Annotated in this window: 26 protein-coding genes and 1 tRNA gene; 12 read left to right on the top strand and 15 right to left on the bottom strand. The window is 65.3% G+C overall.

The window, feature by feature from the left end; all coding sequences use genetic code 11:
* The first annotated feature begins 19 nt into the window (after positions 1–19).
* Genes HMA55_RS11340 through HMA55_RS09375 form a run of 3 tightly spaced genes read left to right on the top strand, consistent with a single transcriptional unit; the run spans position 20 to position 2,401 of the window.
* On the top strand, positions 20–904 hold the full coding sequence (locus HMA55_RS11340; protein WP_235961917.1) for a metal ABC transporter solute-binding protein, Zn/Mn family: 885 nt from the start codon (positions 20–22) through the stop codon (positions 902–904).
* 10 nt (positions 905–914) lie between these two features.
* Entirely contained in the window at positions 915–1,586 is a 672-nt protein-coding gene (locus HMA55_RS09370; RefSeq protein WP_235961919.1) for a metal ABC transporter ATP-binding protein, read from the top strand.
* Positions 1,583–2,401: a metal ABC transporter permease gene (locus HMA55_RS09375; protein WP_181192785.1), complete on the top strand. Its 819-nt coding sequence runs from the start codon at positions 1,583–1,585 to the stop codon at positions 2,399–2,401. The genes HMA55_RS09370 and HMA55_RS09375 overlap by 4 nt, the downstream gene beginning before the upstream one ends.
* On the opposite strand, the gene HMA55_RS09380 is transcribed toward HMA55_RS09375, so the two are convergent.
* The gene (locus HMA55_RS09380) at positions 2,402–3,076 is read right to left on the bottom strand and encodes a DUF2334 domain-containing protein (protein WP_181192786.1); all 675 of its coding nucleotides are present in this window, start codon (positions 3,074–3,076) and stop codon (positions 2,402–2,404) included.
* A gap of 165 nt (positions 3,077–3,241) precedes the next feature.
* Between HMA55_RS09380 and HMA55_RS09385 the strand changes: the two genes are divergently transcribed.
* Positions 3,242–4,717, top strand: coding sequence for a DUF222 domain-containing protein (locus tag HMA55_RS09385; RefSeq protein WP_181192788.1), 1,476 nt, complete (start codon positions 3,242–3,244; stop codon positions 4,715–4,717).
* On the opposite strand, the gene HMA55_RS09390 is transcribed toward HMA55_RS09385, so the two are convergent.
* Positions 4,714–6,801, bottom strand: coding sequence for a S9 family peptidase (locus tag HMA55_RS09390; RefSeq protein WP_181192789.1), 2,088 nt, complete (start codon positions 6,799–6,801; stop codon positions 4,714–4,716). The two genes, HMA55_RS09385 and HMA55_RS09390, sit on opposite strands and share 4 nt — an antisense overlap.
* Complete coding sequence (locus tag HMA55_RS09395) at positions 6,798–7,694, bottom strand: phosphoribosylaminoimidazolesuccinocarboxamide synthase (RefSeq protein ID WP_181192790.1); 897 nt, start codon at positions 7,692–7,694, stop codon at positions 6,798–6,800. Before HMA55_RS09395 ends, HMA55_RS09390 begins: the two co-directional genes overlap by 4 nt.
* 19 nt (positions 7,695–7,713) lie before the next feature.
* On the opposite strand from HMA55_RS09395, the gene HMA55_RS09400 reads away from it, so the two are divergent.
* Positions 7,714–8,241: a hypothetical protein gene (locus tag HMA55_RS09400; RefSeq protein WP_181192791.1), complete on the top strand. Its 528-nt coding sequence runs from the start codon at positions 7,714–7,716 to the stop codon at positions 8,239–8,241.
* On the opposite strand, the gene purB is transcribed toward HMA55_RS09400, so the two are convergent.
* Positions 8,242–9,666 (bottom strand): adenylosuccinate lyase, encoded by a 1,425-nt coding sequence (purB, locus tag HMA55_RS09405; protein ID WP_374680610.1) that lies wholly within the window; start codon positions 9,664–9,666, stop codon positions 8,242–8,244.
* A gap of 8 nt (positions 9,667–9,674) precedes the next feature.
* Positions 9,675–10,922 carry a phosphoribosylamine--glycine ligase gene (purD, locus tag HMA55_RS09410; RefSeq protein ID WP_181192792.1) on the bottom strand — a complete coding sequence of 416 codons (1,248 nt, stop codon included), beginning with the start codon at positions 10,920–10,922 and terminating at the stop codon, positions 9,675–9,677.
* A 31-nt stretch (positions 10,923–10,953) separates the two neighbouring features.
* Here purD and HMA55_RS09415 point away from each other — a divergent pair, with 31 nt between their 5' ends.
* Entirely contained in the window at positions 10,954–11,370 is a 417-nt protein-coding gene (locus HMA55_RS09415) for an HIT family protein (RefSeq protein WP_181192793.1), read from the top strand.
* Here the strand turns inward: HMA55_RS09415 and HMA55_RS09420 are convergent.
* The 3 genes from HMA55_RS09420 to HMA55_RS09430 form a co-directional block, all read right to left on the bottom strand.
* A complete protein-coding gene (locus tag HMA55_RS09420) occupies positions 11,348–12,724 on the bottom strand; it encodes a sensor histidine kinase (RefSeq protein WP_181192794.1) in 1,377 nt (458 codons plus the stop codon). The genes HMA55_RS09415 and HMA55_RS09420 overlap by 23 nt on opposite strands.
* 5 nt (positions 12,725–12,729) lie before the next feature.
* Entirely contained in the window at positions 12,730–13,437 is a 708-nt protein-coding gene (locus HMA55_RS09425; protein WP_181192795.1) for a response regulator transcription factor, read from the bottom strand.
* Between the two features lie 135 nt (positions 13,438–13,572).
* Positions 13,573–13,648 (bottom strand) — tRNA-Thr (locus HMA55_RS09430).
* Positions 13,649–13,714: 66 nt separating this feature from the next.
* On the opposite strand from HMA55_RS09430, the gene thrE reads away from it, so the two are divergent.
* The 6 genes from thrE to HMA55_RS09460 are packed head-to-tail and all read left to right on the top strand — an operon-like array spanning position 13,715 to position 18,675.
* Entirely contained in the window at positions 13,715–15,169 is a 1,455-nt protein-coding gene (gene thrE / locus HMA55_RS09435; RefSeq protein WP_257802560.1) for a threonine/serine exporter ThrE, read from the top strand.
* 53 nt (positions 15,170–15,222) lie between these two features.
* Positions 15,223–15,570 carry a hypothetical protein gene (locus HMA55_RS09440; protein ID WP_181192796.1) on the top strand — a complete coding sequence of 116 codons (348 nt, stop codon included), beginning with the start codon at positions 15,223–15,225 and terminating at the stop codon, positions 15,568–15,570.
* Positions 15,571–16,848, top strand: coding sequence for an alpha,alpha-trehalose-phosphate synthase (UDP-forming) (locus tag HMA55_RS09445; RefSeq protein WP_181192797.1), 1,278 nt, complete (start codon positions 15,571–15,573; stop codon positions 16,846–16,848).
* Complete coding sequence (locus tag HMA55_RS11345; protein ID WP_181192798.1) at positions 16,818–17,228, top strand: hypothetical protein; 411 nt, start codon at positions 16,818–16,820, stop codon at positions 17,226–17,228. Before HMA55_RS09445 ends, HMA55_RS11345 begins: the two co-directional genes overlap by 31 nt.
* Positions 17,225–17,923 (top strand): trehalose-phosphatase, encoded by a 699-nt coding sequence (locus HMA55_RS09455; RefSeq protein ID WP_181192799.1) that lies wholly within the window; start codon positions 17,225–17,227, stop codon positions 17,921–17,923. Before HMA55_RS11345 ends, HMA55_RS09455 begins: the two co-directional genes overlap by 4 nt.
* Positions 17,905–18,675: an alpha/beta hydrolase family esterase gene (locus tag HMA55_RS09460; protein ID WP_181192800.1), complete on the top strand. Its 771-nt coding sequence runs from the start codon at positions 17,905–17,907 to the stop codon at positions 18,673–18,675. Before HMA55_RS09455 ends, HMA55_RS09460 begins: the two co-directional genes overlap by 19 nt.
* Here HMA55_RS09460 and rlmB read toward each other — a convergent pair.
* The 7 genes from rlmB to HMA55_RS09495 all read right to left on the bottom strand — a co-directional run bounded on the left by rlmB (position 18,650) and on the right by HMA55_RS09495 (position 25,336).
* Positions 18,650–19,582: a 23S rRNA (guanosine(2251)-2'-O)-methyltransferase RlmB gene (gene rlmB / locus HMA55_RS09465; protein WP_181192801.1), complete on the bottom strand. Its 933-nt coding sequence runs from the start codon at positions 19,580–19,582 to the stop codon at positions 18,650–18,652. The genes HMA55_RS09460 and rlmB overlap by 26 nt on opposite strands.
* Before the next feature lie 3 nt (positions 19,583–19,585).
* Positions 19,586–20,911, bottom strand: a complete 1,326-nt coding sequence (gene cysS / locus HMA55_RS09470; protein WP_181192802.1) for a cysteine--tRNA ligase — start codon at positions 20,909–20,911, stop codon at positions 19,586–19,588.
* Positions 20,912–20,922: 11 nt separating this feature from the next.
* Entirely contained in the window at positions 20,923–21,483 is a 561-nt protein-coding gene (locus HMA55_RS09475) for a hypothetical protein (RefSeq protein ID WP_181192803.1), read from the bottom strand.
* Positions 21,484–22,041, bottom strand: a complete 558-nt coding sequence (locus HMA55_RS09480) for a hypothetical protein (protein WP_181192804.1) — start codon at positions 22,039–22,041, stop codon at positions 21,484–21,486.
* Between the two features lie 9 nt (positions 22,042–22,050).
* Positions 22,051–23,307 carry a hypothetical protein gene (locus HMA55_RS09485; protein ID WP_181192805.1) on the bottom strand — a complete coding sequence of 419 codons (1,257 nt, stop codon included), beginning with the start codon at positions 23,305–23,307 and terminating at the stop codon, positions 22,051–22,053.
* Positions 23,308–23,369: 62 nt separating this feature from the next.
* Positions 23,370–23,855: a 2-C-methyl-D-erythritol 2,4-cyclodiphosphate synthase gene (gene ispF / locus HMA55_RS09490; protein ID WP_181192806.1), complete on the bottom strand. Its 486-nt coding sequence runs from the start codon at positions 23,853–23,855 to the stop codon at positions 23,370–23,372.
* Positions 23,852–25,336: an HNH endonuclease signature motif containing protein gene (locus HMA55_RS09495; RefSeq protein WP_181192807.1), complete on the bottom strand. Its 1,485-nt coding sequence runs from the start codon at positions 25,334–25,336 to the stop codon at positions 23,852–23,854. The genes ispF and HMA55_RS09495 overlap by 4 nt, the downstream gene beginning before the upstream one ends.
* Positions 25,337–25,359 lie beyond the last annotated feature (23 nt).

The raw sequence follows: 25,359 nt of genomic DNA on the forward strand, positions 1-25,359 counted from the left end.
TAGTGGTTATGATTTCCTTATGCGAAATCGTTTCCAATACAGTGCGCTTGTGGTGGCTGCGGCGGTGGCCGTAGGGGCGTCGATAAGCAGTTGCTCCACTGAACCCCCGGACAACGGGGCGATCGTTGCCACCACCCGCGTGTGGGCGGACGTGGCTTCGGCGGTCGCGGGCGGTGACGTGGACGCGATCATCGCCGGCGACGCAGTGGATCCCCACCATTTCGAGCCCACCGCGAAGGATATTGCGCGCATCAAGGGCGCCGGCACCGTCGTCGCCAACGGCGGCGCGTACGACGCCGCTCTCTACACCGCCGCCGAGCAGGACCGAGTCATCTTCGCAATCCCGCCTATCGACGCTAAAGAGGCCCACGAGCACGGTGAGCACGACCATGAGCACGATGAGCTGGAGCACGCCTGGTTCTCACCGGAGAAGATCCGTCAGGTCGCAGACGCGGTCGCGGCGAAGACGGGCGGAGATGCCGCAGCCGTGGACGAGCGGGTAAGCGAGGCTGAAGCTAAGCTCGCCGCCCTGCCGCACATGCGCATCGGCATGACCGAGCCGATCGCCGCGGGACTGGTGCAGGACACGCAGCTCCACGACATCACTCCTGAGGAGTACGCCAAGGCCAGCCTGAACCACCAGGAGCCATCCGCCGCGGCCGTCGCCGCCTTCCTCGAGCAGCTGGAAAACGGTGAGGTGGACATGCTCTTTGTCAACCCCCAGAGCACGAACAGCGCGACCCAGCGGCTCGCCGACGCCGCGCGGGAGCATAATGTTCCCGTTGTTGAAATCCGGGAGACGCCCCCGGCCGGCCAAAACTTCCTCGACTACTTCGAGCAGATCGTGGACCAGATCGCGGACATCGCCGCGCACGCCGAGCCGAGCGGCCACCACGACCACTAGGCAGGCCCCCTTGATCGCTGAGCTTCGCAGCGCCTCCGTCGACCCGCTCTGGCACGGCATTGACCTCGCCGTGGAGCCGGGCGAATTCATCGCGGTCCTCGGCCCGAACGGCGTGGGCAAATCCACGCTGCTGGGCACGATGATGGGCACGCGCAAGCTCACCGGCGGGTCCGTGAGCGTCCGCGGCCGCGTCGGTTTCATCCCGCAGCAGCACATGTTCCCGAAAGACTTACCGGTGCGCGGGCGCGACCTCGTCTCACTGGCGATGGGGCGGCGGGCGCGGCCGGAGGACGTCGATAAGCAACTCGCCTCCGTGGGCGCTAAGGCCTTCGCCGACCGCCGCGCGGGGCTGCTCTCGGGCGGCCAACAGCAGCTCATCCGCCAGGCGCAGGCGTTTTCGCAGGATCCGGAGCTGTTGCTTTGCGACGAGCCCCTGCTCTCCCTCGACCCCGGCCGCGCCCGCGACACCGTGCAGCGATTACACGAGCATCCTGCGGCTGTGGTGTGCGTGACTCACTCGATCAACCCAGTACTTGGGGTAGTAGACCGCGTCCTGTACATCGGCCCGGAAGGCCACGTTGTCGGATCCGTTGGCGAGGTGATGCGCTCCGACGTACTCAGCGAGCTCTACGGCACCCGCGTGGACGTGGTGGAAGTTGACGGACGGATGGTGATCCTATGAGCGCGTTCTTAGCAGATACCTCATACCTGCTGGGGCAGGGGTTCGTGCAGACGACCTTGGTCGCGTGCGCCCTGTTGGGAGTCCTGTCCGGCGTCATGGCGCCACTGATCGTGTTGCGCCAAATGTCGTTTTCAGTGCATGCAACCTCAGAGCTCGCACTGATGGGCGCTTCGGCGGCTCTACTGTTCGGGCTCAACGTCGGCTTCGGCGCGGTTTTTGGCGCAGTAGTGGCGGCGCTGGTGCTAGCTGCATTAGGGCTGAAGGGGCAGCAGGACTCCGCCGTGGGCGTGGCCATGAGCTTCGGCATGGCGCTGTCCGTATTGTTCATCCACTTGTACCCGGGAAATTCCAACCGGGCGCTGTCGTTGCTGACCGGGCAGATCGTCGGGGTGTCGGCACAGAACGTGGCGCTACTGGCAGGGACCGCGGTGTTAGTGGTCGGGGTGGTGCTGGCACTGTGGCGGCCGCTCGTGTTCGCGTCCGCGGACCCCGTTATGGCCGCCGCGTGCGGGGTGCCAGTGCGCTCGATGGCGCTGGTGTTCGCGGTTCTGGTCGGCATCGCTTCGGCGCAGTCCGTGCAGATCGTCGGGGCGTTACTGGTGATGTCGCTGCTCATCACTCCCGGCGCGGCTGCGGCGCAAGTGACGGCGAACCCGCGGATGGCGGTGGTGCTGTCCGTAATCTTTGCCGAGGTGGCCGCAGTGGGTGGTATGGTGCTCTCCCTCGCCCCGGGGTTGCCGGTGAGCGTGTTCGTCGCCTTTATCTCGTTCGGGATTTACCTGGTGTGCCGGGTAATCGCCCGGGTGCGGGGATAGCTAGCGGTACTCGCGGTAGTCGGCGGGTTGCGCGCCAGTGTCCATCGCGGCGTCGGCTGCGGCGAGGAAGTCCCGGCGCACCTTCTTCTGGCCCAACTCTCTTCCGGACACTGAGAGGCGGATCGTGTTGCCTTTCTCCGCCCCGCGCTCCGCAGCCTTGATCACGTTGCGGCGCCACCATTTCGCCGCGCCGTACCCCTCCCCCACCGACAAGTTGCGCGCCTGGGCGAACTCCCCCCGGTCCAGGCGGTAGATGCCCTTCGTGGACGCGGCGACCGCGAATCCAAACTCGTCGAGCACCTCCAGCGTGCCGTCGGACATGCGCCAACGTGGCGGGGCAAACATGTCTAGGTCGAAACCGAGCGCCGACATCTGGCGGGTGGCCCCTTTCAAGCGGAGGCGGGCCTCATGGGTGCCCAGGTTCGCAAACTCGCTCCGTCGCCCCTGCACCGGCTGGTCGAAGCCGTTGAGCATCAGGGCGCGGTGCCCCATTTGCTCCGTCAGCCATCCGCGGGTTGTTTTGTCTTTGGCCAGGTGCCATTTCTTATCGATGTGCGGCGCGACCAGCAAAGACACCGGCAGCCCTTCCCGGTCCAAGTCGCGCACCAGGCTGGTGACGTCCCCCAGCGTCGCATCGAAGATTGAGGAGATGGAAACAAGCACGCGCCCAGGCATAGGTGCGATTATCTCACACCAAATCGGTGTCCGCGCGACGAAGCGTGAGCCTGGAAAGCCGCAGCTAAACACTGTGTTATCGAATGTTTGTGCGTATTGAGAGTGGCGGTGTCGGAGCGCGTTCTACTATGCGAAGCCAAGTAGGGATGAAAGGAGGTGCTCCACATGAATGCAACGCTCGACCAATCGATCAACCAAATCGTCGCCGGGCTGCGGTCCCTCGCAGAGGTGATGCGGGCCCCAGAGTCGGTCCACCTCGCTTCTACCCACATAGCCATGGAGCGCCTTCACGCCGCCCTACCGCTATTGTCCGTTGCAGACACCGCATTCGCATTCGTCTGCGAGCGCGACGGCGCTGGCGCCCTCGTCGGCGCCAACCACGCAGTGGAATACCTCACCCGGAGCCTGGGGCTGTCGCGGCGCGAGGCCTTCTCGCTGCTCGAACAGGGCCAGAAGCTCTACGGCGAGCCGGAGGTGCCCGAGCCGGAAGCAAGCGCAGACCAAGCGGACCAGGAACGCAAGGAGCGGGAAGCGGAGGCGCGCCGAAAGAAAGCCCGCGAGGCCCAGGAGCGGGCCCGCAAAGCCGCCGAACGAGCAAACGCCGAAAAGAAGCGCATCATCACCGACGCCCTCAAGCACCTCAATGAGCATGCGGACCCCGGATACGAGGAGATTCTCGCCCAGGCGATGGAAGCGGCCGAAACCCGCACCGCCGAGGAGCTCCGGAAGTTTGTCGGGGACTTGGTCAAGCGTGCCAATAAACGCGGGCGCGAGTACGAAGGGAAGAAAGATCCCCTCGCCGCCTGGAAGAAACGCGGCATCTGGCTCAGTGAGCAAGACTCCGACGGCGGCTCATACGCCAAGGTGTACCTCGATGCCGCCTCGCGCGCCAAGCTGGAAGCCTGCCTTGCCACCGGAGACCACTTGGGGTCGAACATGGAGGGGGATAACGCCGCGGCGAAAGATACACGCCGCAAGCACCAGCGCCGGTTCGACCAGCTGATGCATGTGATTGACCGCTACGGCAACGCCACCACGAAGGCCCGCGGGGGCGTGGGCACGGTGGTAATCACGCTCACCCTCGAAGATCTTTTGGGTGCGGACGCGTTCACGGAGTTCTCCACCAACACCACCGCCTCGCTGACCCCGCTAGACATCGTCCGTCTCGGTCTCCCCGGCGACAGTTTCATCCTTCAGCTCGACTCGGCCACCGGGGGTCCTCTTTCACTGGGCCGCGCCCGCCTCGCTTCCGTGGAACAAAAGATCGCACTGTTGGCCATGCAGGGGGTATGCGCCTGGAACGGCTGCACCAAGCCCGGCGTGGAGCTCGAGGCGCATCACTTGGATTCCTACCTCAGCGGTGGCCTAACAGCAATGGACAACCTCGTGCTGCTGTGCCGCGAGCACCACATGTGCAACAACGACAACAGGGACGGAGCCGGAAACAAGGGACACTTCGACCGCGACCCCGCTAGCGGCGACGTGCTCTACTACCCAGCCAACGGGGACCCGCCCCGGCACACGAGCACCTACCAGTACAGAAATTCACCGGGGCAACGGGTCGCCCAACAGGCGCGCTCACGCCACGGCGGCGAACACAACCGCCCACCGGATCCCGCCCTCTTCGATCCGGACGGCTAAGCCTCCACCGCCCCAGATTTCACCAGCGTCCAGGCGTACTCGAACGCCGTCTGCTTCCACTTCGCGTAGCGGCCGGACACGCCACCGTGCCCAGCGGACATCTCGGTCTTGAGCAGGATTTCGCCGCCCGTGCCCACCTCGCGCAACTTGGCCACCCACTTCGCGGGCTCAACGTAGAGCACGCGGGTGTCGTTTAAGCTGGTCACGGCCAAAATGTCCGGGTAGTCCTGTGCGGTGACGTTCTCGTACGGGGCGTACTTGGCCATGTAGTCGTACACCTCCGGGTCATGGAACGGGTCGCCCCATTCCTCCCACTCCCCCACCGTCAGCGGCAACTCCGGCTTCAAAATGGACGTCAGCGGGTCCACGAACGGCACGATCGCCTGGATACCGGCGAACTTCTCCGGCGCCATGTTCGCCACCGCGCCCATGAGCAGGCCGCCGGCGGAACCGCCCTCAGCGACCATCTGCCCGTGCGTGGTCAGCCCCTCTGCGACCACCGCGTCTGCGCACGCAATGAAGTCGGTGAACGTATTGACCTTGTGCAGCATCTTGCCGTTGTCGTACCACGCGCGGCCCATCTCGCCGCCGCCGCGGACGTGGGCGCACGCCCAAATCATGCCACGGTCCAGCAGCGACAGCCTCGCCACGGAAAACCCCGGGTCCGTGGATGCCTCGTATGAGCCGTAGCCGTACAGCAACAGCGGCGCGGGTCCTGAAACCCCTTTGCGCCGGACTACTGACACCGGCACGCGCGCCCCGTCTGCGGCTGTCGCCCACAACCGGAACGCTTCGTACTCGTCCGGGTCGTACCCGCCCTCGACCTCCTGCTCTTTCAGCAGCGTCAGAGTCCCGGTGGCCACCTCGTAGTCGAGCACCTGCGATGGCTGGGCGTACGACGAGTACCCCACCCGCACCACGGGCGCGTCCCACTCCGGGTTGCCGCCGAGCCCCACGGTGTAGAGCTCCTCGGAGAATTCCAGCTCGGTGAACTCACCGAAGCGATCCCCCAACGGCGCCACCGCCAACCGCGAGATCCCGCCGCGGCGGTACTCCATGAAGGCGAAGTCGCGGTAAGTGTCCACTCCCTCGATGCGCACGGTCTCGGAGTGCGGCACCAGCACGTCAAGGTCGCGCAGAGGGGGCAGCTGGCCGACAGGAGCCGTCGATACGCAGAAGTTCGGGCCGTGCTGGTTGTGGGTGACCACCCAGTGCTCATGGCCGGAAAGGATCGCGAGATTGATGTGGTACTCAACGCCCGACTCGCGCGGCCAGAGCACTTCGAACTCTGCGGTCGGCTGCGCCAACGGCGCCACCCGGTATTCAGAGGTCAGCGACGAGGAGGACACGATCATGAGGTAGCGTTCAGCCCGATCCGCGCCCACGCCGACACCGAACTTCTCGTCCGGCTCCTCGTAGACCAGCACGTCCTCGGACGCCGCGGTACCCAGCTTGTGGCGCCATACCTGGTGCGGGCGCCATGCGTCGTCCACGCGCACGTAGAACAAGTACTCTTCGCCCGCCCAAGTTGCGCCGTAGAAAACCCCCTCGAGCTCGTCTCCCAGGAGCTCGCCACTATCCAGATCCTTCACCCGCATGGTGAAGCGTTCGTCGCCCTCGGTGTCGTAGGAGTACGCAAGTAACCGGCCGGAGGTAGACACTGAGGACGCGCCCAGGGAGAAGAACTCGTGGCCGGCGGCCAGCTCGTTGACGTCGAGAAGCACCTGCTCGCCTGGCATGTCATCGGACACTTTCGGCGGGCGCCACGGGTCGTCGGCGGTGGGCACGCGGCACGATATGCCGTAATCCTTGCCTTCAACCGTGCGGCCGTAGTACCACCACTCGCCCTGACGCTGCGGCACGGACATGTCCGTTTCCTTCACGCGGGATTTGATCTCGCCGTAGATGTCGTCGACGAGGCCGGACCATGTGGCAGTACGCGACTCCGTGTACGCGTTCTCCGCCTCCAGGTGGGCGATGACCTCGGGGTTGTCCTTGTCGCGCAGCCACTCGTAGTTGTCCACGAACTCGCGGCCGTGGAACGCGCGCACAATCGGGCGTTTGTCAGCTACGGGTGGGGTCATGCGTGCTCCCCCGGCCACTCGGAAAAGCGGGCTCCGGAGAGGCGCTCGTAGGCCTCGATGTAGCGGTCGCGGGTGGCTTCCACCACGGAACCGGGAAGCTCCGGCGGCGTGGTGCCTTCCTCCTGGTCCCAGCCGGACTTCGGGCCGGTGAGCCAGTTGCGCACGTACTGCTTGTCAAAGCTTGGCTGGCTGCGGCCTGCCTCGTAGCCGTCCGCCGGCCAGTAGCGGGAGGAATCGGGCGTGAGCACTTCGTCGGCAAGCACGAGCTCGCCGCTGTCGTCCAGCCCGAACTCGAGCTTCGTGTCGGCGAGGATGATGCCCTTGCTCTCCGCGTAGTCCGCGGCGCGGCGGTACACGTCTAGCGTCGCGGTGCGCAGCCGCTCAGCCAGATCGGACCCCAGCTTGCTGGCCATGTGTTCAAAGGTGACGTTGATGTCGTGGTCGCCCTGCTCCGCCTTGGTGGCGGGGGTAAAGATCGGCTCGTCCAGCTTGGACGCCTCAGTGAGCCCCTCGGGCAGCTTCACGCCGCACACGCGGCCGGTGGCGTCGTACTCCTTCTTGCCCGAGCCGGTGAGGTAGCCACGGGCGACGCACTCGAACGGCACCATGTCCAGCTTCTTCACCACCATTGCGCGGCCGAGGACATCCTCGGGGATGCGCTCGTCGTCGATCGGGCCCGCGAGGTGGTTGGGCACGTCTGAGAGCAGGTCGAAGAAGAACATCGAGGTGGCGGTGAGGATCCGGCCTTTGTCCGGAATCTCCGGCTCGAGGGAGAAATCGAAGGCGGAGATGCGGTCGGTCGCGACCATGAGCAGGGTCTGCTCGTCCACCTCGTAGATCTCGCGTACCTTGCCGCCGGAGATGTGTGAGTAATCTGAAAGCTCTGGACGCATGCGCGCTAGTATATTCGTCGTGAAAATTCGCGCGACCGCAGTCCTCCTCCCCCTTGCTTTGGCGGCCTGCGCTGCGCCTTCGGAATTTGACGGGGAGATGCCGCAGTTCACCCCGTCGCGCGACGGTGCCACTTTCCGCCTCGGCCAAACCGCCAAGGTGGTCACCGAAGATGTGCGCTACCACGTGCCGGTCCAGTGGGAAGTCACGGTGGATTCACCCACCACAGCCCGCGCTCCCCGCAGCGCCGAGCACGCCAAAACCCTCGTCTGCTTCCCCGTCGCCTTCACCCCCGTGGCTATCGGGGACTTCTCCAGAGACGTCACGGTCGCGTTGCCGGAGCTCGTGCCTATCGACGGCTCCTTGGCCGCCAACACGGCCGACCCCGGCTACTGCGGCGAGCCCACGCTCACCGGCTACACCGGCGACCTGCGGGAAAACGACACGTACACCAGCTACGTCGCCTCCTGGGCTGGCAGCGCTGACCCGGGGATCGTTGGCACGGGCGTCGAGCTACACAGCCACGACGCCACGTTGACCTGGAAGTAGCTACAGAATGTCGCCCGGGGTGTACGCGGCGGCTTCCGGGTGCGCGTCGATGAGCTTCTGCACCCGGCCAAGTACGCGATCGACCTGAGACTCGGCGGCGCCAATGAACGCGTGACGGTCCGCCAGCGCCTCGTTTAGCGCATCCGCATCCAGCGGCAGCCGCTCATCTGAGGCGAGGCGCTCCACCAGGTTCTGCTCCGCGCCGCGCTCACGCATATCCAACGCCATCGCGACCGCGTTCTCCTTGATCACCTCGTGCGCGGTCTCACGGCCCACGCCGGCGCGCACGGACGCCATGAGGATGCGGGTGGTGGCGAGGAACGGCAGGTAGCGGTCTAGTTCGCGGTTGATCATGGCCGGGAAGGCACCGAACTCGTCGAGCACGGTCAGCATGGTCTCCAGCTGCCCGTCGATGGCGAAGAACGCGTCCGGCAGCGCCACGCGGCGGACCACCGAGCAGAACACGTCGCCTTCGTTCCACTGCTGGCCCGACAGGTCCGCCACCATGGTGAGGTAGCCGCGCAGGATGACTTGGAATCCGCCAACGCGCTCGCAGGAACGCGCATTCATTTTGTGCGGCATGGCGGACGAGCCGACCTGGCCTTCCTTGAAACCCTCAGTCACGGTTTCATTGCCGGCCATCAGCCGGATGGTGGTGGCGAGCGACGACGGGCCCGCACCCAGCTGCACCAAGGCGGAGACGACGTCGAAGTCGAGTGAGCGCGGGTAGACCTGCCCCACCGAGTCAAAGACTCGGTCGAAGCCGAGGCCAGCCGCGATCTCCTGCTCGAGCCGGGACAGCTTCTCCTCGTCCCCGCCCATGAGGTCCAGCATGTCCTGGGCAGTGCCCATCGGGCCCTTGATGCCGCGCAGCGGATAGCGCTCGAGTAGCTCCTCGATGCGCTCCACCGCGACCAGGATCTCGTCGGCGGCGGAGGCGAAGCGCTTGCCCAGCGTCGTCGCCTGCGCGGCCACGTTGTGGGAGCGGCCGGCCATGACCAGGGACTTGTACTCCCCAGCGCGGTTGCCCACCGCCTTCAGCAGGGCTACCGCCTTGTCGCGGGTGAGCTCGAGCGCGCGGCGCACCTGCAGCTGCTCCACGTTCTCGGTCAGGTCGCGCGACGTCATCCCCTTGTGGATCTCCTCGTGGCCCGCCAGCGCGTTGAACTCCTCGATGCGCGCCTTGACGTCGTGGCGCGTCACCCGCTCGCGCTCGGCGATCGACTCGAGGTCGACCTGGTCGATGACCTTCTCGTAGTCCTCGATCGCACCGTCGGCTACCTCGACACCAAGTTCTTTCTGCGCCTTGAGCACCGCGATCCACAGCTGGCGCTCCAGAATGATCTTGTGCTCCGGGGCCCATAGGGTGGCCATCTCCGGGGAGGCGTACCGGTTACTTAAAACATTCGCGTTGTTCGGCTTCACGGTGTTCATCATAAGGAGATGGCCCCCTCGATCGCGGGGCGGGCGATGTCGCTGCGGTAGAAGGACCCGGGCAGCTCGATGCCCTCAATGACCCGGTATGCGTTTCCCACCGCTTCTTCCAGCGTCGCGCCCTGGCCCACCACGCCGAGCACGCGGCCGCCGGATGCGACGTACTCGCCGCCCTCCAACGCCGTGCCGGCGTGCAGCACTTTCGCCGGATCATCCAGCGCCTCGCCGGTGATAGCGCCACCTGTCTTCGCGGCCTGCGGGTAGCCCTCAGCGGCGAGCACCACCATGGCCGCGAAGCCGTCGCGCCACTGCAGCTCCCCTACCTCGGACAGGTGGCCTTCCGCCACCGCCAGCAGCACCTCCGCGAGCGGGGTCTCCAGCAGAGAGAGCACAGCCTGGGTTTCGGGGTCGCCGAAGCGGGCGTTGAACTCCACCACCGCCGGGCCTTCCGGCCTCCACGCCGCTCCAATGTACAGCAGGCCCTGGTACGGGATGCCGCGGCGCACCATCTCGGCGGCGACCGGGCGCGCGATCTCGTCCACGATGCGTTCCACGCCGCCTTCCGGCAGCCACGGCAGCGGGGCGTAGGCGCCCATGCCGCCGGTGTTCGGGCCGGCATCCCCATCGAACGCCCGCTTGTGGTCCTGCGCCGGCAGCAGCGGCACCACCGTTTCGCCGTCCACGAGGCAGAACAGGGACACCTCCGGGCCTTCCAGGAAGGACTCGAACAGCACCGGGTTGCCGGCCGCCAGCACCGCCTCCGCGTGTGCCCGCGCTTCGGCGCGGTCTTCGGTGACCACGACGCCCTTGCCGCCGGCTAGCCCGTCGTCCTTGACCACGTAGCGTGGACCGTATTGGTCCAACGCGGCCTCCACGTCCTCGACGGCCTCCACGCGGGTCGCCGACGCGGTGAGCACCCCTGCGGATGCCATGACGTCTTTCGCAAACGCCTTTGAGCCCTCAAGCTGGGCCGCTGCCTTCGTCGGACCGAACACGGGGATGCCAGCTGCAATCAGTGCGTCGGCCGCGCCCGCCACCAGGGGCACCTCAGGGCCGATGACGACGAGCTCCGCTTCGGTGTCGCGGGCCAGCGCGACAATCTCGTCCGGGGAGGCGACGTCGACGGAACGTACCGTCGCTAAGCGGGACATGCCCGCATTCCCCGGCGCGACCGTAAGCTCGTGGCCTTGCATTGCATGGAGAAGGGCGTGTTCGCGGCCGCCCGAGCCGATGACAAGGATGCGCATGGGCCCCAATTTACCGGTAGCGTCGGAGACCATGAGCACCGTATTCAGCAAGATCATTTCTGGTGAGATCCCGGGCCGCATCGTGTACCAGGACGACACCGTCGCCGCGTTTCTCACCATCGAGCCAGTTGCGTACGGCCACACGCTGGTCGTGCCGGTGGAAGAGATTGATAAGTGGACCGATATCCCCGCTGAGCTGTGGGCGCACATGAACGATGTCGCCCAGAAGATCGGCAAGGTCATCGTCGACGAATTCGATGCTGAGCGCGCCGGCTACCTCATCGCCGGCTTTGAAGTGCCGCATGCGCACATCCACGTCTTCCCCGCCAACGACATGTCCGGGTACACGCTCTCCAGCGCAATGCGCCACGACGAAACGGATCCGGCGAAGATGGACGCCGCGGCGGAAACGATCCGCAGGGGTCTTACAGCGACGGGATCGAAATAGTAAACGTGGATCCCTCGCCCGGCGCGGTGGTCACGCTCACCGTGCCACCGTGGGCCTCCACGAGGGATTTGGTGATGGCCAGCCCCAGTCCAGAGCCGCCGGTCGCGCGGTTGCGGGAGGAATCGGCGCGGTAGAAGCGCTCGAAGATGTGCTCGGCGTCCCTGGGTTCCATGCCGCAGCCGTTGTCGGCAACGTCGATGACCACGCGGTCGAGGTTGTGCCGGACGGTCACGGTGACCTCGGCGTCCGGGCCGGCGTGCTTGTACGCGTTGGTGATCAGGTTCACCAGCACTTGGTGCAGCCGGTCGGGATCCCCGTTCACCTGCGCCACGTCCGGAGTGTCCGCGATGACCTCCACGCGCCGGTCCGGGAACGCGGCGTCGACGGTGCTTTTCGCGGACAGCACCAACTCGAGCACGTCCGTGGGCTTCGTGTTCAGGCGCGCACCCTCGGCGCGGGTAAGCGCGAGCAGATCCTCGACCAGCAGTTGCATGCGGGCGGATTCCTCGTCAATTTTGCTCAGCACCATTTCCGGGTCGTTGGCCATGCCCTTGCGGTAAAGCTCGGTGTAGCCGCGCACGCTGGTGAGCGGGGTGCGGAGCTCGTGCGAGGCGTCGCCGACGAAGCGGCGCATCTGTTCCTCCTGCGTCTTCGCGTTTTCCAACGAATCCTGCAGCCTGGACACCATGGTGTTCATGGCGAAGGAGAGGCTGCCCACCTCCGTCTCGCGCGACCAGGCAGGTACGCGGCGGTCCGTGTCGCCGTTGGCAATGGCGAGCGCGGTGTTTTCCACGATCTTCAGCGGCGCAAGCGCCCGGGCAACCATGTAGTTCGCGGCCACCGCGATGCCAAGGAGCGCGAGCACACCGACTCCCGCTTCCACCCAGGCGAGGGCGCGGAGCATCTTGCCCTCGGCTTCTAGAGACTTCGCCACGTACTGCACCGTGCCGTCAGGCTCGGCGTGCGCCATCGCGCGCCACCTCATGCCGGTTTCAGAACCCTCCACGGAGGTGATGGTGGTGGGCGTGTCGAGGCGTTTCACCCGCGAGTAGTCCGGCGGGTTGGCGGTACCGCGTCGCGGCACGAGCTGCTCGTGGCCGGGGTAAAGCGTGGCCTGGTGAAATTCGCTGGGCAGGCTGAGAAAGTTGAACTGCCACGCGGGCGTCTGCTGCGCCCAGGTGGCCAACCCCTCCCGCAACTGGTCGTCGGCGCGGTCGAAGAGGAAATGGCGCATCACCGTGGAGATCAGCACCGAGCTCAACGCGATGCCGAGGGTGGAGGCCACCATGACGGCCGCGACAAGCTGGCGCTTGAGCGGCTTTTTCGATGGCGCTGAGAGAACCGAGTACGGCATGGCGGCTACTGGCGCGGGGTGCGCAGCACGTAGCCCACGCCACGGACGGTGTGGATGAGCTGCACGTCGCCGGTGTCCACCTTCCGGCGCAGGTAGGAGATGTAGGACTCAACCACGTTGCCGTCGCCGCCGAAGTCGTAGTGCCACACGTTGTCCAGGATCTTCGCCTTCGACACCACCACCTCCGCGTTGAGCATGAGGTAGCGCAGCAGGTTGAATTCCGTGGGCGAGAGCTCCACGATTTCGCCGGCCTTGGTTACCTCGTGGGTGTCGTCGTTGAGTGTGAGGTCCGCGTAGCGCAGCGTGGAGTCTTCGTTCGAGCCGTCGGTGACGTTGCCGCGGCGCAGGATCACGCGCAGGCGGGTGATCACTTCTTCCAGGGAGAACGGCTTTGTCACGTAGTCGTCAGCGCCGATAGTCAGGCCGTGGATGCGGTCTTCCACCGCATCCTTCGCGGTGAGGAAGAGCACTGGGGCGTCGAGCCCTTCGCTGCGGAGCTTGCTAAGCAGCTCGAACCCGTCCATCTCCGGCATCATCACGTCGAGGATGTAGGCGTCTGGCCTCCAGGAGTGCGCGAGCTCAATCGCCGCGGGCCCGGAGTTCGCGGTCTCCACCTCAAAACCCTGGAACTTCAGGGAGACAGTCAGCAGCTCCACGATGTTCGGTTCGTCATCAACGACAAGCACCTTCAGGTTTTGGGCATTCTCAGCCATGTCATCCACTCCGTTTCAACGTTGTTTAGGGCCAAACACAAGCCCTCAGTACACGATAGAACGATTAAAGCGCACGACTCTGCACGTTTCCTGTACGTCCCCTGAGCACGTCTAGCGGACTTCCCCAAAAAGAAATGGAGCTGGAGACGGGACTTGAACCCGCAACCTACGGTTTACAAGACCGTTGCGCTACCAATTGCGCCACTCCAGCAGTGGTGCAAAATCTTACACGCGCCCCGCGCCTGCGTCACAACCGGCCAACCGTTACTGTGAGCGTGTGGCAGAAAGCAACTCTTTGTGGGGAAGGATCACCGACTCGCGGCAGCGAGTGGCAACTATCGACGAAGCCCGCACCTCGCCGCCGCCGTCCGTACTCGCACCCATCAACCTGGCAGACCCCGCCGAGGTCGCCGCGGTGATGAACATCGCGGCACGCATTGGTGAGATTCTCATCGCGAACGCGACAACATCCGCGGACGCAGCGAAGCAGATCCACACGGTGTGCTCGTCTTACGGCCTGCACTACGTCCACGTCTCCATCACGGTGAACACCATCACGCTGAACACCATTATCGGCGTGGATCAGCGCACCCCCGTCAACGTGTTCCGTGTGGTCACGATGATCAGCGAGAACTACCACAAGCTGCAGGAAGTGGACCGCCTCATCCGCTCCATCCGTTCGGGTGCCACCCCGCCGGAGATGGCGGAAAAGATCCTCAACGACATCGACACCGCCCCCATCCCCCACCGCAACACCCGCAACCTCGCGGGTTGGACCGTGATGGGCTTTTTCGTGGCGATGTTGCTCGGCGGCGACCTGCTCATGATGACAGTCGGCGGCCTGACTGCCTTCCTCATCATGGGATTCAACAAGCTCTTATCCCGCGGCGGGCTGCCGGCATTCTTCCACAACGTCATCGGCGGCTTTCTGGCCACGGTCCCGGCCGCGATCACCTACGATTTCTCGGCCTCCATCGGCCACACGATCGTGCCTAGCCAGCTGATCGCGACGGGCATCATCGTGCTGCTCGCGGGCCTGACGCTTGTGCAATCGCTTCTCGACGGCGTGACCGGCTCCCCCTTAAACGCCTCAGCCCGCTTCTTTTCCGCCATGCTCAACACCGGCGGCATCGTCTCCGGTGTCGCCACCGGCGTAGCGGTCTCCGAGATGGTCGGCATGCCGCTGCCCCCGGTGGAGCTTCTTCCCGGCAGCGCCGCCTACTCCAGCGCTGTGCTCACGATCATCGGCGGCGGGATGGCTGCGGCCTCGTTCGCGGTGACCTGTTTCGCGGAACGGCCTGCGATCGTGCTGTCGTTTCTCACCGCCGCGGTCGGCTCGTCCATGTACTACCTCTTGCTCACGCCGCTCGGCCTGGGCCGGCTGTCGGCCACCGCCGCCTGCGCTATTGCCGTCGGCCTCGTCGGCGGCCTGATTTCGCGCCGGTTCCTGATCAATCCGGTCATCACCGCCGTCGCAGGCGTGACGCCCTTCCTTCCAGGTTCCTGGATTTACCGCGGCATGTACGCGTTGATGAACGAGCAGATGCTTCTGGGCATGATGAACATATTCACCGCCATTGGCACCTGTATGGCGCTGGCCGCAGGCGTGGTGTTCGGCGAGTGGATCGCCCGCCGAATTCGCGCCCCACAGCTGTATGTGCCATACCAAGCGTTCAAGCGTGCGGGCCGCTCCACCTTCGAGCAGCTGCGAAGGGTACGCCGCCGTAGATAAGCTCATCGCGTAGGATGAGAGCCCTTGACGCCCGATGCAAGGAGGAGACCGTAGTGCCACCCAAGATCACCGATTCGCGCCCTACCGCCGAGGCGATGCACGCTGTCGAGGAGCAGACGGCTTCGGGTGCCCGTCGGATCGTGGCAACGTACGCTGAGGATTTCCTTGACGGCGTGACGCTGATGTCCATGCTGGGCGTAGCCCCGAAGGGATTTGTGTACAAGCGCTACGTGGAGGACCTGGAGAAGCAGGCCGAAGAGGAAGCTCCGAAGAAGGCGACCAAGAAAGCCACGAAGAAGAAGGCCACCAAGAAGAAGGCCACCAAGAAGAAGTCGACGAAGAAGGCCACGAAGAAGGCCACCAAGAAAAAGTCGACGAAGAAGACGGCCAAGAAGGCCTAAATGGGGGACAACGAGTTCGTCGTTGTGGCGAACCGCCTGCCGGTGGACAAGGTGGAGGACCACTACGAAGTGTCCCCCGGCGGCCTCGTGGCCGCGCTCGCGCCCGTGCTTCGCGCCCGCGAGGGGTGCTGGGTGGGGTGGCCCGGCAACATCGGCGAAACGCTCGATCCGTTCGAATTCGGCGGCATCGCTCTGCTGCCGGTCTCCCTCGACCAAGACGACTTCGAGGGCTTCTACGAGGGGTTTTCCAACTCAACGTTGTGGCCGCTCTACCACGACCTCATCGTCCAACCGGAGTACAACCAGGAGTGGTGGGAACGCTACGTGGCGGTGAACCGCAAGTTCGCGGAGGCCGCTGCGGAAGCCGCCGCCGAGGGCGCCACCGTGTGGGTGCAGGACTACCAGCTCCAGCTCGTTCCGGGGATGCTCAAGGCCATCCGCCCCGATGTCACCATCGGGTTCTTCCTCCACATCCCCTTCCCTGCCCCGGCACTGTTCCAGCAGCTGCCGTGGCGCAACGAGATCTTGGAGGGCTTGAAGGGCTGCGACCTCATCGGTTTCCAGCGCCACACCGACGAAGACAACTTCCGCCTGCTCACGGAGGAGATCCGCACGGGCACGTTCCCGATCTCCATTGATTCGGGGGAAATTGCGGTGGCGCCGAAGGCGTCGACAAGCAGGCTGCGGGAGGCTGTGGGAGACCCGAAGCATCTACTGCTGGGCGTGGACCGCATGGACTACACGAAGGGCATCCTGCAGCGGCTGCTCGCACTTGAGTCGCTCCTGGACGAAGGCAAGCTGGAGGACGTCGCGTTCGTCCAGCTGGCCACCCCGTCGCGCGAGAGGATCGAGCACTACCGCACCACCCGGCGGGAAGTGGAGGAGGCGATCGGTCGCATCAACGGCCGTTTCGGTGAGGTGGGCCGGCCGATCGTGCACTACGTCCACCGCAGCATCCCCAAAGACCAGCTGGGCACGTACTACTCCGCGGCAGACATCATGCTGGTCACCCCGTTCAAGGACGGCATGAACCTGGTGGCCAAGGAGTACGTCGCCGCACACCCGGACGGAGACGGCGCGCTCGTGCTTTCGGAGTTCGCCGGCGCGGCGGTGGAGCTCGACCAGGCGTACTTGTGCAACCCCTTCGACCTGGAATCGGTCAAAGCCGCGGTTATGGATGCCACCGACCCAGACCCCGCCCGCATGCGCCACATGCACGACTGGGTCATGGAGCACGATGTTGCCGCGTGGGCGCAGTCCTTCCTGGAGGAACTGTGAAGCGGCTCGCGCTGCTGCCGCTTGCCACCCTTGCTGCGTGTGCTCCTGCGCCCGCGTGGCAGGTGGTGTCCGTGCGCACCAGCGAAGCGCAGCCAGCCACCGAAACCTCGCTTGCGCGGGTGCGTATCGACGACCACAGGTTTACCGGCACCACCGGCTGCACCGACGTCACCGGAACGTTTGACGGGGACTCCCCCATTACCCTGTCGGGGGTGCGGATAGGCGACCCGGGCAACTGCTCCGGCTGGGCCCGGCAGACCCACGACCAGCTCGCGCCGCTTCTGGTCGACGGCGCCGAGTTCCGCGTGGCGCGCCCCGCGGATTTCGAGCTCGTGCTGGTACACACCGGCGGCGAAACGATAAGGCTGATGCTGCAGTGAGCTCCCTTTTGATCTGCCTGGACTTCGACGGCACACTTGCCGAGCTGGACCCGGACCCGTACAACGTGCGCATCCACCCTGACGCCGAGCGGGCAATCCGGCGCCTCGCCTCGCTCCCGGAGACCGAGGTGGTACTCCTTACCGGCCGCCACATCGCCGGGATACGCCAGGTCTTGCCTGACGATCTTCCCGTGACCCTCATCGGTTCCCACGGCGCGGAGCCGGGGCCGGAACTCGGACCCGAGGACTTGGATTACCTGGAGCGCATCGAGCAACAGTTGCACCGCATCGCCACCGACGGCGCGTACGTGGAGGCCAAGCCCTTCCAGCGGGTGCTGCACGTGGCGAAAGTGGCCGACCCGGCGCGCGCCGAGGCGATCCTCGCGGCCGCCAGCCGGATCGACACGGGCGGCCGCCCCACAACGCAGGGGCACAACGTGGTGGAGTTCTCGGCGGTAGAGACCACCAAAGGCACGTGGCTGCGCGAGTACAAGAAACGCTTCAACACCACCGTATTCGCCGGCGACGACGACACCGACGAGCACGCCATCGCAGTGCTCGGCCCGAACGACTTCGGCATCAAGGTGGGGCACAAACCTTCCGCCGCCACCCGCCGGGTTCCCAACGTCGACGCCATGGCACAATTGCTCACCCAACTCGCCGACGAAAGGGAAGCATGGAGCGCCACACGCTAGTCCACCAGGGCCGCGAGCGACGTTGGATCGAGATCCCAGGGGACGCGAACACCCTCCTGCTCGTACTCCACGGCTCACTACAGTCGGGCAACGTCATGCGCAACTTCACCGACCGCACCTTCGAGGGCCTCGGCCCCACCGTGGTCTACCCGGACGGGGTCAAGCACCACTTCAACGACCTGCGCACGGGCTTCAACGAGGACGCGCGCCGCCTGCGCATCGACGACGTCGGGTTCCTCACCACCTTGGTCCAGCGATACAACGCCGACGCGGTCATCGGCTGCGGGTTTTCCAACGGCGGGCAGATGATCATGCGCCTGCTTTTCGACGCCCCAGGCCTGCTCACCGGCGCCGCCACCTTCGGCGCGTCCATGCCGACCCCCGACAACACCCTGATCAGCACGCAGCGTTACCAGCCCACGAGGTTGTTATCGGTCCAGGGCACCGAGGACCCGCTCGTGCCCTACCACGGCGGGATGGCCGGCATCGGGGGCAACAACCGGGGAGAAACCCGGTCGGCTACCGGCTCCGCCGAGTTCTTCGCCGGGCTGAACGGGTGTGACGGACACGTCACGTCGACAAGCGGAACGCTCCGCGTGGACGACTGGACCGGCAAACACCCGATGCGGCTTGTCTCGCTGGAGGGCGCTGGCCACATGGTGCCGGTGGACAAAGACCTCGACCCCCGCCTCGGCCACAACCCGAAGACCCCCACCGGCGGGGAGCTTATCCAGCAGTTCTTCTTTGCCTAGCAAACTCGCTTAAGACCACGCCCGCCGCAACCGAGGCGTTGAGGGATTCCACCCAGTCCTCCATGGGCACCGACATGATCACGTCGCAGTTTTCGCGCACCAGGCGCGAGATGCCCTTGCCCTCGGACCCGACGACGATGACCACGTTGTCGGTGCCCTGGTCGAACGTATCCAGGGTGTGTTCCCCGCCCGCATCCAGGCCGACCACCGTGTAGCCGTTGTCCTGGAACTGCTTCACGGTGCGCGTCACGTTGGTCACCCGCGCCACAGGCAGCCGCGCCGCGGTGCCGGCGGAGGTGCGCCACGCCACGCCCGTGACCTGCGCCGAGCGGCGCTCGGGGATAATCACGCCGTTGCCGCCGAACGCCGCGGTGGAGCGGATCACCGCGCCGAGGTTGCGCGGGTCCGTGATGTTATCCAGCACCACGAACATGCCCGGCCCGTCCACAGACTCCAGGAGGTCGTCCAAATCCGCGTACTTGTACGGCTGGATCTTCAGACCAACGCCCTGGTGCATGCCGTTGCCGGTCATCGCGTCGAGCTGTTGGCGCGGCACCTCGTGGACCGGAATGCCTTTCGAGTTGGCCAGGCTGACCGCCTCGCTGAGGCGCTCGTCGTGGCCGGTACCGGCCGCCACGTACAGCGCCTCCGCAGGCACCTTCGCCTTGAGGCACTCCACCACCGGGTTGCGGCCCACCACCATGTCGGCCACTTCGCGGTCGTGGCGGCCCTGCGCGCGGCGCTGCTGCTCCAGCTTGCGCTTGTGCGCCGCGTGGTAGACGCGGTCCTCCGCCTTCGGGGTTGCTCCTTTGCCGCGCAGGCCGCGGCGGCGCTGCCCGCCGGAGCCCTTCGTCGGGCCTTTCTTACTTTTCTTCTGCTTGTCGGGCCGCTCGTACGGTTTTGCCATGGTCTACTCCTTCACCTGCCACTGCGGCCCCTCGGCCGTGTCGGTCACTTCGATGCCGGCCGCGGCGAGGCGGTCGCGCACCTCGTCGGCGGTCGCCCAATCCTTCTCGGCGCGGGCGGTCGCCCGTCGCTCCAGCTCAGCGGCAACCAAGACATCGAGCGCGGTGCTATTGCTTGTCGACGACGGCCACGCCCCCGGATCCACCCCCAACACCGCCGCCATCGCACGCACCTGTGCGGCGTACGGCGTAGCGTCATCCGCCTTGTTGCCCTCGCGCACGAGGTTGTGGATCTCGGCGAGTGCTTTGGGCACAGCGAAGTCGTCGTTCAGCGCCTGCTCGAACCCCTCGGTCCACGTAGTGGGCTCCGGCATGCCGGCGCGTTTCACAAACTCCTCAATGCGGCGGTAGCCTGCCGCCGCCTCCTGCAGCGCCTCCGGGGAATACTCCAAGACGCTGCGGTAGTGCGCGGAGCCTAAGTAGTAGCGCAGCTCCACCGGGCGCACCTGCTCCAGCATCGCGTCGATGGAGAGCACGTTGCCGAGCGATTTCGACATCTTCTCGCCGGCCATGGTCACCCAGTGGTTGTGCATCCAGAACCGCGCGAAGCCGTCGCCGGCGGCGTGGGACTGGGCCTGCTCGTTCTCGTGGTGCGGGAACTGTAGATCCAGCCCGCCGCCGTGGATGTCGAACTCGGAGCCCAAGTACCAGGTGGACATGGCCGAGCATTCCAGGTGCCAGCCGGGGCGGCCGGGCCCCCAGGGCGTGGGCCAGCTCGGCTCTCCGGGCTTGGCGGCCTTCCACAGCGCGAAGTCGGGGTCTTCTCCCGTCATGTCCTCCAGACGGTTGCCGGAGATCGAGCCGTAGTCCCCGCCAGCGCGAACCCAGGCGTTCACGTCGAAGTAGACGGAGCCGTCGCGGGTGTAGGCGAAGCCTGCGTCGATAAGCCTCTGCATGTAGTCGACCATCTGGGTGACGTGCCCGGTCGCCCGCGGCTCCACGGAAGGCGGGAGCACGCCGAGGGTGTCGTACGCGCGGGTGAACTCGCGCTCGTAGGTGGACACCCACTCCCACCACGGGCGGTTGTGCTCACTCGCCTTGGCTAGGATTTTGTCGTCGATGTCCGTGACGTTGCGGACAAACGCGACGTCGTTACCGTTGGCGGAAAACCAGCGTCGGACGATGTCGAATGCGACACCTGAACGCAAGTGGCCGATGTGCGGCTTGGCCTGCGGGGTGGCGCCGCACAAGTAGATCGAGACGTGGCCGGGGCGTATCGGCTCGAAGTCGCGCAGCGTGCGGGTCTTGGTGTCGAAGATGCGTTGATTCACAACACCGCAGTCTACAGAGACGCTTCCTCTACCCTCAGCTCCGAGTAGCGAGCTTCAGGAACGCTGAAATCGTAGGGCGTGCCAATCGGCTCCCACACCTGGTCCGCACTGCACTTCACATCCTGGGCGTCGCCGTCCAGCATGATGAAGCCCCACACGAGCCGGCCATGCTTGCCCGCGTCCAGCGAGTACGGGCCGACCACCTGGTTCAGCGACCACGTCACCTGGTGCACGTACTTCCAGCCGTACGCGCGGGAGACGTTCTTGACCAGGTCGCCCTTCGGCGTGAAGGTACCTGAGACCTCCAAGGTTTGGACGCGCTTTTCCTTCACTGTCTGCTCCACCGGAACTGCACCCTCGGTGTCGTTGCCCACGCTCGCCGCATCGGTTTGCTTGAACCACCGGCGGGTTGCGTCCACGTACGTGTCCGTGCGGCCCGGGGTGGCGCAGTGGCTGCCCGGGGCGAGCTCCTCGTTCCAGCGCTGCGGCAACTCAAACTCGTACGGCGCCGCGTGGGCGGGAGCGGCAGAGAAGGCCAGGCACGCCACTAGCGCCGGCACCAGCTTCTTCATTTACGCACCCCAGTCCATGTTGTCGCGGGTGCTCACTCGGACGTGACGCTCCTTCGGCATCGTTGCGGTGAAGGTGTTGCCGGCGCCCTGCCACTTGCCGTCGGCGCCGCAGACCGTTTCCTGGCCGCGGAAGTCGGACACGATCCAGCCAGCCTGCAACACAGCGGTCTTGCCAGGCGCGATGTTGTACGGGCCGATCTTCTCGCCGACCTCGTAGGACTGCTGGTCCGTGTAGCTGGTGGAGAATGTGAACTGGATTAGCTTGGCCACGTCGAAGCTGAGGCCTGCGGTGACGTTCCACGTCTTCGTCTTGGACTCCGTCACCGATCGGGTGACCGGCAGCGGTTCGTCGTTGTAGTTGGACACGGTCCAGGAACCTGCGGAGCCGTCGAAGTAGCTGCGGACGATCTCCACGGTTTGGCCGCGGTCGCCCGGGTTGGCGCAGGGTGCGCCGATAGTGGTCGGGTTCGTCGCGTCGTAGTTGCGCTGCGGCAGGGCGTTGGCGGCCGGGGCGAGTGCGAGAGCAGCTGTGGTGAGCAAAGCGATGGTGCGTTTCATGGTGTGTCCTTAGAGGTAGGTCTGGGTGGGAACTGGGAGGTTGCGGTACTGATCCGGCGTGACGTCGATGGTCCGTGTGGATCCGTCCTTGCCGGTCACTGTGGCTTCTGCCCAGAAACCGGTGGGGGCTGCGGACTGCGGGTGGGATGTCACCCGCGAGTAGGTGCCGTCGCGACCAGCCGACAGCTCGCGGTAGTTGATCCGCGTCATCGTGGTGCCGTACTCCACTCGGACACGGTCACCCGGCTTGAGGTCGATGGGCTTGAGCGCCGTGCCAACCGGCATGTACGCGCGCTTCACCGCGCCGACGGAGGTGAGCCAGCCTTCCGGCAGCTGCCCGTTCGCGCCCATCCAGTTGAGGTACTGGGCGTTTTCGGCACCCACGACGTAGTCCGTCACCGGGGTGAACGTGTAGTCCCCCTTCGACCAGTTCAAGAAGTCCTGCGAGTACCCGGGCTTACGGAACGTCGGCGACACCGCCTCGATGTCGTACGGGTAGTAGGACATGTCGCGCTTCCGGGCGGGCTGGTTGAGCTGCGGCCAGTTGGCGTCGCGGCGGAAGCTTGCGTCCGGCTTCACGACGACGTCCCGTTCCCCCGCCACCTTTTCCAAGCTGGGACCAGAAACAGCGTTGTACGTCTGGTCATCAACCGGCTTGGAGTTTGCGCCCTGGCTCCGCGACGGGATTTCCATAGCCACATCGGAGACCGAGCCATCCGCCTTAATGATGTAGGCGAATGCGTAGCGCTCCGCGGGGCCTGTTCCGCGAATGACGTTCGCGCCCGGGGCGTTGCGAAGCACCCCGTTGTCGCAGGTGACGAACATGGAGATAAAGTCTTTCTCCAGCACGCCGTAGTCCACCCGGAAGGACTCGCCCGGGCCGAGCTCGATGGGCCCGAATGTCTCGCCTTCGATCCAGCCGTTGGATTCCTTCAGACCGATATCCGTCTTCGCGGTGGTGTCCCACCCACTGGGCAGCGCGGCCTTGGAATTCGCCTCAATCTTGCGGTTCGTGCCCGTTTCCACCGTGGCGGTGTACGGCACCGTCTGATCCGTGCGGTTAGTGAATTGCAGGGTGCCGTCGGCCAGGTACCGGCGTGCCGTCTCGCCGTAGCGCCACTCCGGGGTGACACCGGCATCGCACTTCGTGCCGAAGTTCTCAATCGGGTAGCCCTGCGGCATCGCCGGAATGGCACCCGCGATCGGCGCGTGAGCCACCGCGGCTGCCGTAACCGCAGCAGCGACCGCTGTCATGATCTTTCGCATGTGGTTACGGTAACCCGCGCGTCGACTGCAAGGAAGCTAAAACCGCAGGCAGGGAACTTTAGTTACGCAATCGGGAACTTTCGTTCCACCAGCGCCGTGGCTATCGCCGCCCGGCCCTCGCCGCTGCCAGTGAACCCCATGTGGTCTGTTGTGGTGGCCGACACGGATACCGGAGCCCCCAAGGCCTCCGAAAGGACCCGTTCCGCTTCCTCGCGCACCGGTCCCATTTTTGGGGTTTGGCCGATCAGTTGTGCGGAAACGTTGACCACACTGTGTCCGTGGTTCGCGAGAAGCTCCTTGAGCTCCTGAAGCAGCTGGACACCCTTCACCCCGTCGTACTCTGGACGACCAACCCCAACGAAGGAGCCAAGGTCGCCGAGCCCGGCGGCCGAGAGCACGGCATCGACGATGGCATGGCTGACCACGTCACCGTCGGAGTGGCCCTCGCAACCGTCTTGGCCGTCGTGGAGGATGCCGGCAATCCAGCATTCCTTCCCGGCTTGAATCTGATGGGCGTCGAACGCGCTGCCAACTCGAAGGTTTGTCATGCGTACGACGGTACTTCAGGGTCTCCAAAGTCGTGGTCCAGCGGGTAGTCCCGCACATAGAAGTCCTCGGGGCTGAGTTCAAGATCCCGCAGATGTTCTTCGAGGGCCGCAAGCAGTTGTGGGGTGTCCTCCGGCTCTTTCCTGGGCGGGTACTCGAACGTCATGCCGAACCTGTCCTCCATCGCGCGGATGGTGGCCATACATGTGTCGTAATCCCAGTCGTTTTCGTACTGTTCCACCGCCGAGTGGCAGCGGTGGTAGAACTCCGCCCGGTCCTTGCGCTTCTGCCGGCGCTGCTCCAGCGTCGTCTTCCATCGCGGATGTGCTGGCTGCAGATAGCCAGTGAGGTAGCCTTCCGGCTCCGCGACGTGGAACGTACCGTCCGCGTGCAGCCACACGATCTCCCCTGTAACCGGGTCGGGCACGTAAAACACCCTGCGGTCGGTTTTGAGGTTGTGGTGGTGTGCACACAGGCTGAACAGGTTGGACGGGGTGGTCTTGCCGCCCTCGTCGAACGGGATCCGGTGGTCCAGCTGGCAGTTCTCCGCCTTCACGTTGCAGCCGGGCCAGAGGCACACACCGTCGCGTGCTTGGACCAATGCGCGGATAGCGGTAGTTGGCGCATACGCTTCGGTTTCGGCCTGCTCAGCCTCGTCCAAGTCGACGACGTGCGTGGCAGCGCTCTCTAACATCTCTTCCACCGCTGCCGTGCCCTCCGCGTCGGTCCAGCCGAAGTTGGGAATGTAGTAGGAGCTCCCGGGCGTTTTCGAGGTGAACATGTAAAGGACAACCTTGGGTGTATCCCTGAGCCGGCCGGTGAGGATGGCCTCGAGCGCGTCGTCCTGCGAGAGTTTGTGTTCGCGCGCAACTTGTTCGGTGTAGCGCTCCATCAAACCGATCGTGGCGGCGTCGCCCGAGACGCTCAGACCCGCGTCCCCGTCGTCTTGGCCGTAGAAGCATCCCCGGCATGTCCCGAAGGGGGCGTCCTTCCTCTTCTTGCGGTCCTTGATCTTCTTCTGGCTGGGCGCAAGGTCCGAGTCAATGCGCTGAATCCGCTCACGCAGCCGGCGACGCAGCGAGCTTGGCGAAGGCAACTCCGCCCCCACTCTGCGCGGTGTAAAGACTTTCACCAGATACTCGTCTATATCCGCAAGGATATCCGGCGTGGCCAGGTCATTGAGGCGGTTCAAGGTGGACTCGATGGCAGACAAGCGCCGGACATCGAGCCTGCGAGTTTCTTCCTGCAGCTCACGCAGCTGAGGCAGGTCCGCGAGCACCGAGTACCCCAGAATGCCGGTCTCCGCCCAGTTTTGGCTCTCCCCGGTCGCCAGCGCAATGGAACAGGCCTCGAGTTCGAAATCGTCCACCTCAGCCAGTGGCCTGACGTAGCGGTGGAAGATCTGGAACTCCGCCTCCCGTCGCGCCTGGCCCGCGGCCGCAGCTGGGCAACCCTCCCGCTCGGTTGCGAAATATCCGTCCATGCATCACCCCTCCTTCTATATTT

This window comes from Corynebacterium wankanglinii (assembly GCF_013601005.1).
Classification (GTDB): domain Bacteria; phylum Actinomycetota; class Actinomycetes; order Mycobacteriales; family Mycobacteriaceae; genus Corynebacterium; species Corynebacterium wankanglinii.

Excerpts from the sequence above, each read along its gene's own strand:
- HMA55_RS09380 (WP_181192786.1), bottom strand. The coding sequence starts at position 3,076 with ATGCCTGGGCGCGTGCTTGTTTCCATCTCCTCAATCTTCGATGCGACG.
- HMA55_RS09395 (WP_181192790.1), bottom strand. The coding sequence starts at position 7,694 with ATGCGTCCAGAGCTTTCAGATTACTCACACATCTCCGGCGGCAAGGTA.
- HMA55_RS11340 (WP_235961917.1), top strand. The coding sequence starts at position 20 with ATGCGAAATCGTTTCCAATACAGTGCGCTTGTGGTGGCTGCGGCGGTG.
- rlmB (WP_181192801.1), bottom strand. The coding sequence starts at position 19,582 with ATGGCAAAACCGTACGAGCGGCCCGACAAGCAGAAGAAAAGTAAGAAA.
- HMA55_RS09480 (WP_181192804.1), bottom strand. The coding sequence starts at position 22,041 with ATGAAACGCACCATCGCTTTGCTCACCACAGCTGCTCTCGCACTCGCC.
- HMA55_RS09485 (WP_181192805.1), bottom strand. The coding sequence starts at position 23,307 with ATGCGAAAGATCATGACAGCGGTCGCTGCTGCGGTTACGGCAGCCGCG.
- purD (WP_181192792.1), bottom strand. The coding sequence starts at position 10,922 with ATGCGCATCCTTGTCATCGGCTCGGGCGGCCGCGAACACGCCCTTCTC.
- HMA55_RS09495 (WP_181192807.1), bottom strand. The coding sequence starts at position 25,336 with ATGGACGGATATTTCGCAACCGAGCGGGAGGGTTGCCCAGCTGCGGCC.
- HMA55_RS09420 (WP_181192794.1), bottom strand. The coding sequence starts at position 12,724 with ATGCCGTACTCGGTTCTCTCAGCGCCATCGAAAAAGCCGCTCAAGCGC.
- HMA55_RS09475 (WP_181192803.1), bottom strand. The coding sequence starts at position 21,483 with ATGAAGAAGCTGGTGCCGGCGCTAGTGGCGTGCCTGGCCTTCTCTGCC.
- HMA55_RS09375 (WP_181192785.1), top strand. The coding sequence starts at position 1,583 with ATGAGCGCGTTCTTAGCAGATACCTCATACCTGCTGGGGCAGGGGTTC.
- HMA55_RS09460 (WP_181192800.1), top strand. The coding sequence starts at position 17,905 with ATGGAGCGCCACACGCTAGTCCACCAGGGCCGCGAGCGACGTTGGATC.
- HMA55_RS09385 (WP_181192788.1), top strand. The coding sequence starts at position 3,242 with ATGAATGCAACGCTCGACCAATCGATCAACCAAATCGTCGCCGGGCTG.
- HMA55_RS09390 (WP_181192789.1), bottom strand. The coding sequence starts at position 6,801 with ATGACCCCACCCGTAGCTGACAAACGCCCGATTGTGCGCGCGTTCCAC.
- HMA55_RS09425 (WP_181192795.1), bottom strand. The coding sequence starts at position 13,437 with ATGGCTGAGAATGCCCAAAACCTGAAGGTGCTTGTCGTTGATGACGAA.
- HMA55_RS09415 (WP_181192793.1), top strand. The coding sequence starts at position 10,954 with ATGAGCACCGTATTCAGCAAGATCATTTCTGGTGAGATCCCGGGCCGC.
- ispF (WP_181192806.1), bottom strand. The coding sequence starts at position 23,855 with ATGACAAACCTTCGAGTTGGCAGCGCGTTCGACGCCCATCAGATTCAA.
- HMA55_RS09445 (WP_181192797.1), top strand. The coding sequence starts at position 15,571 with ATGGGGGACAACGAGTTCGTCGTTGTGGCGAACCGCCTGCCGGTGGAC.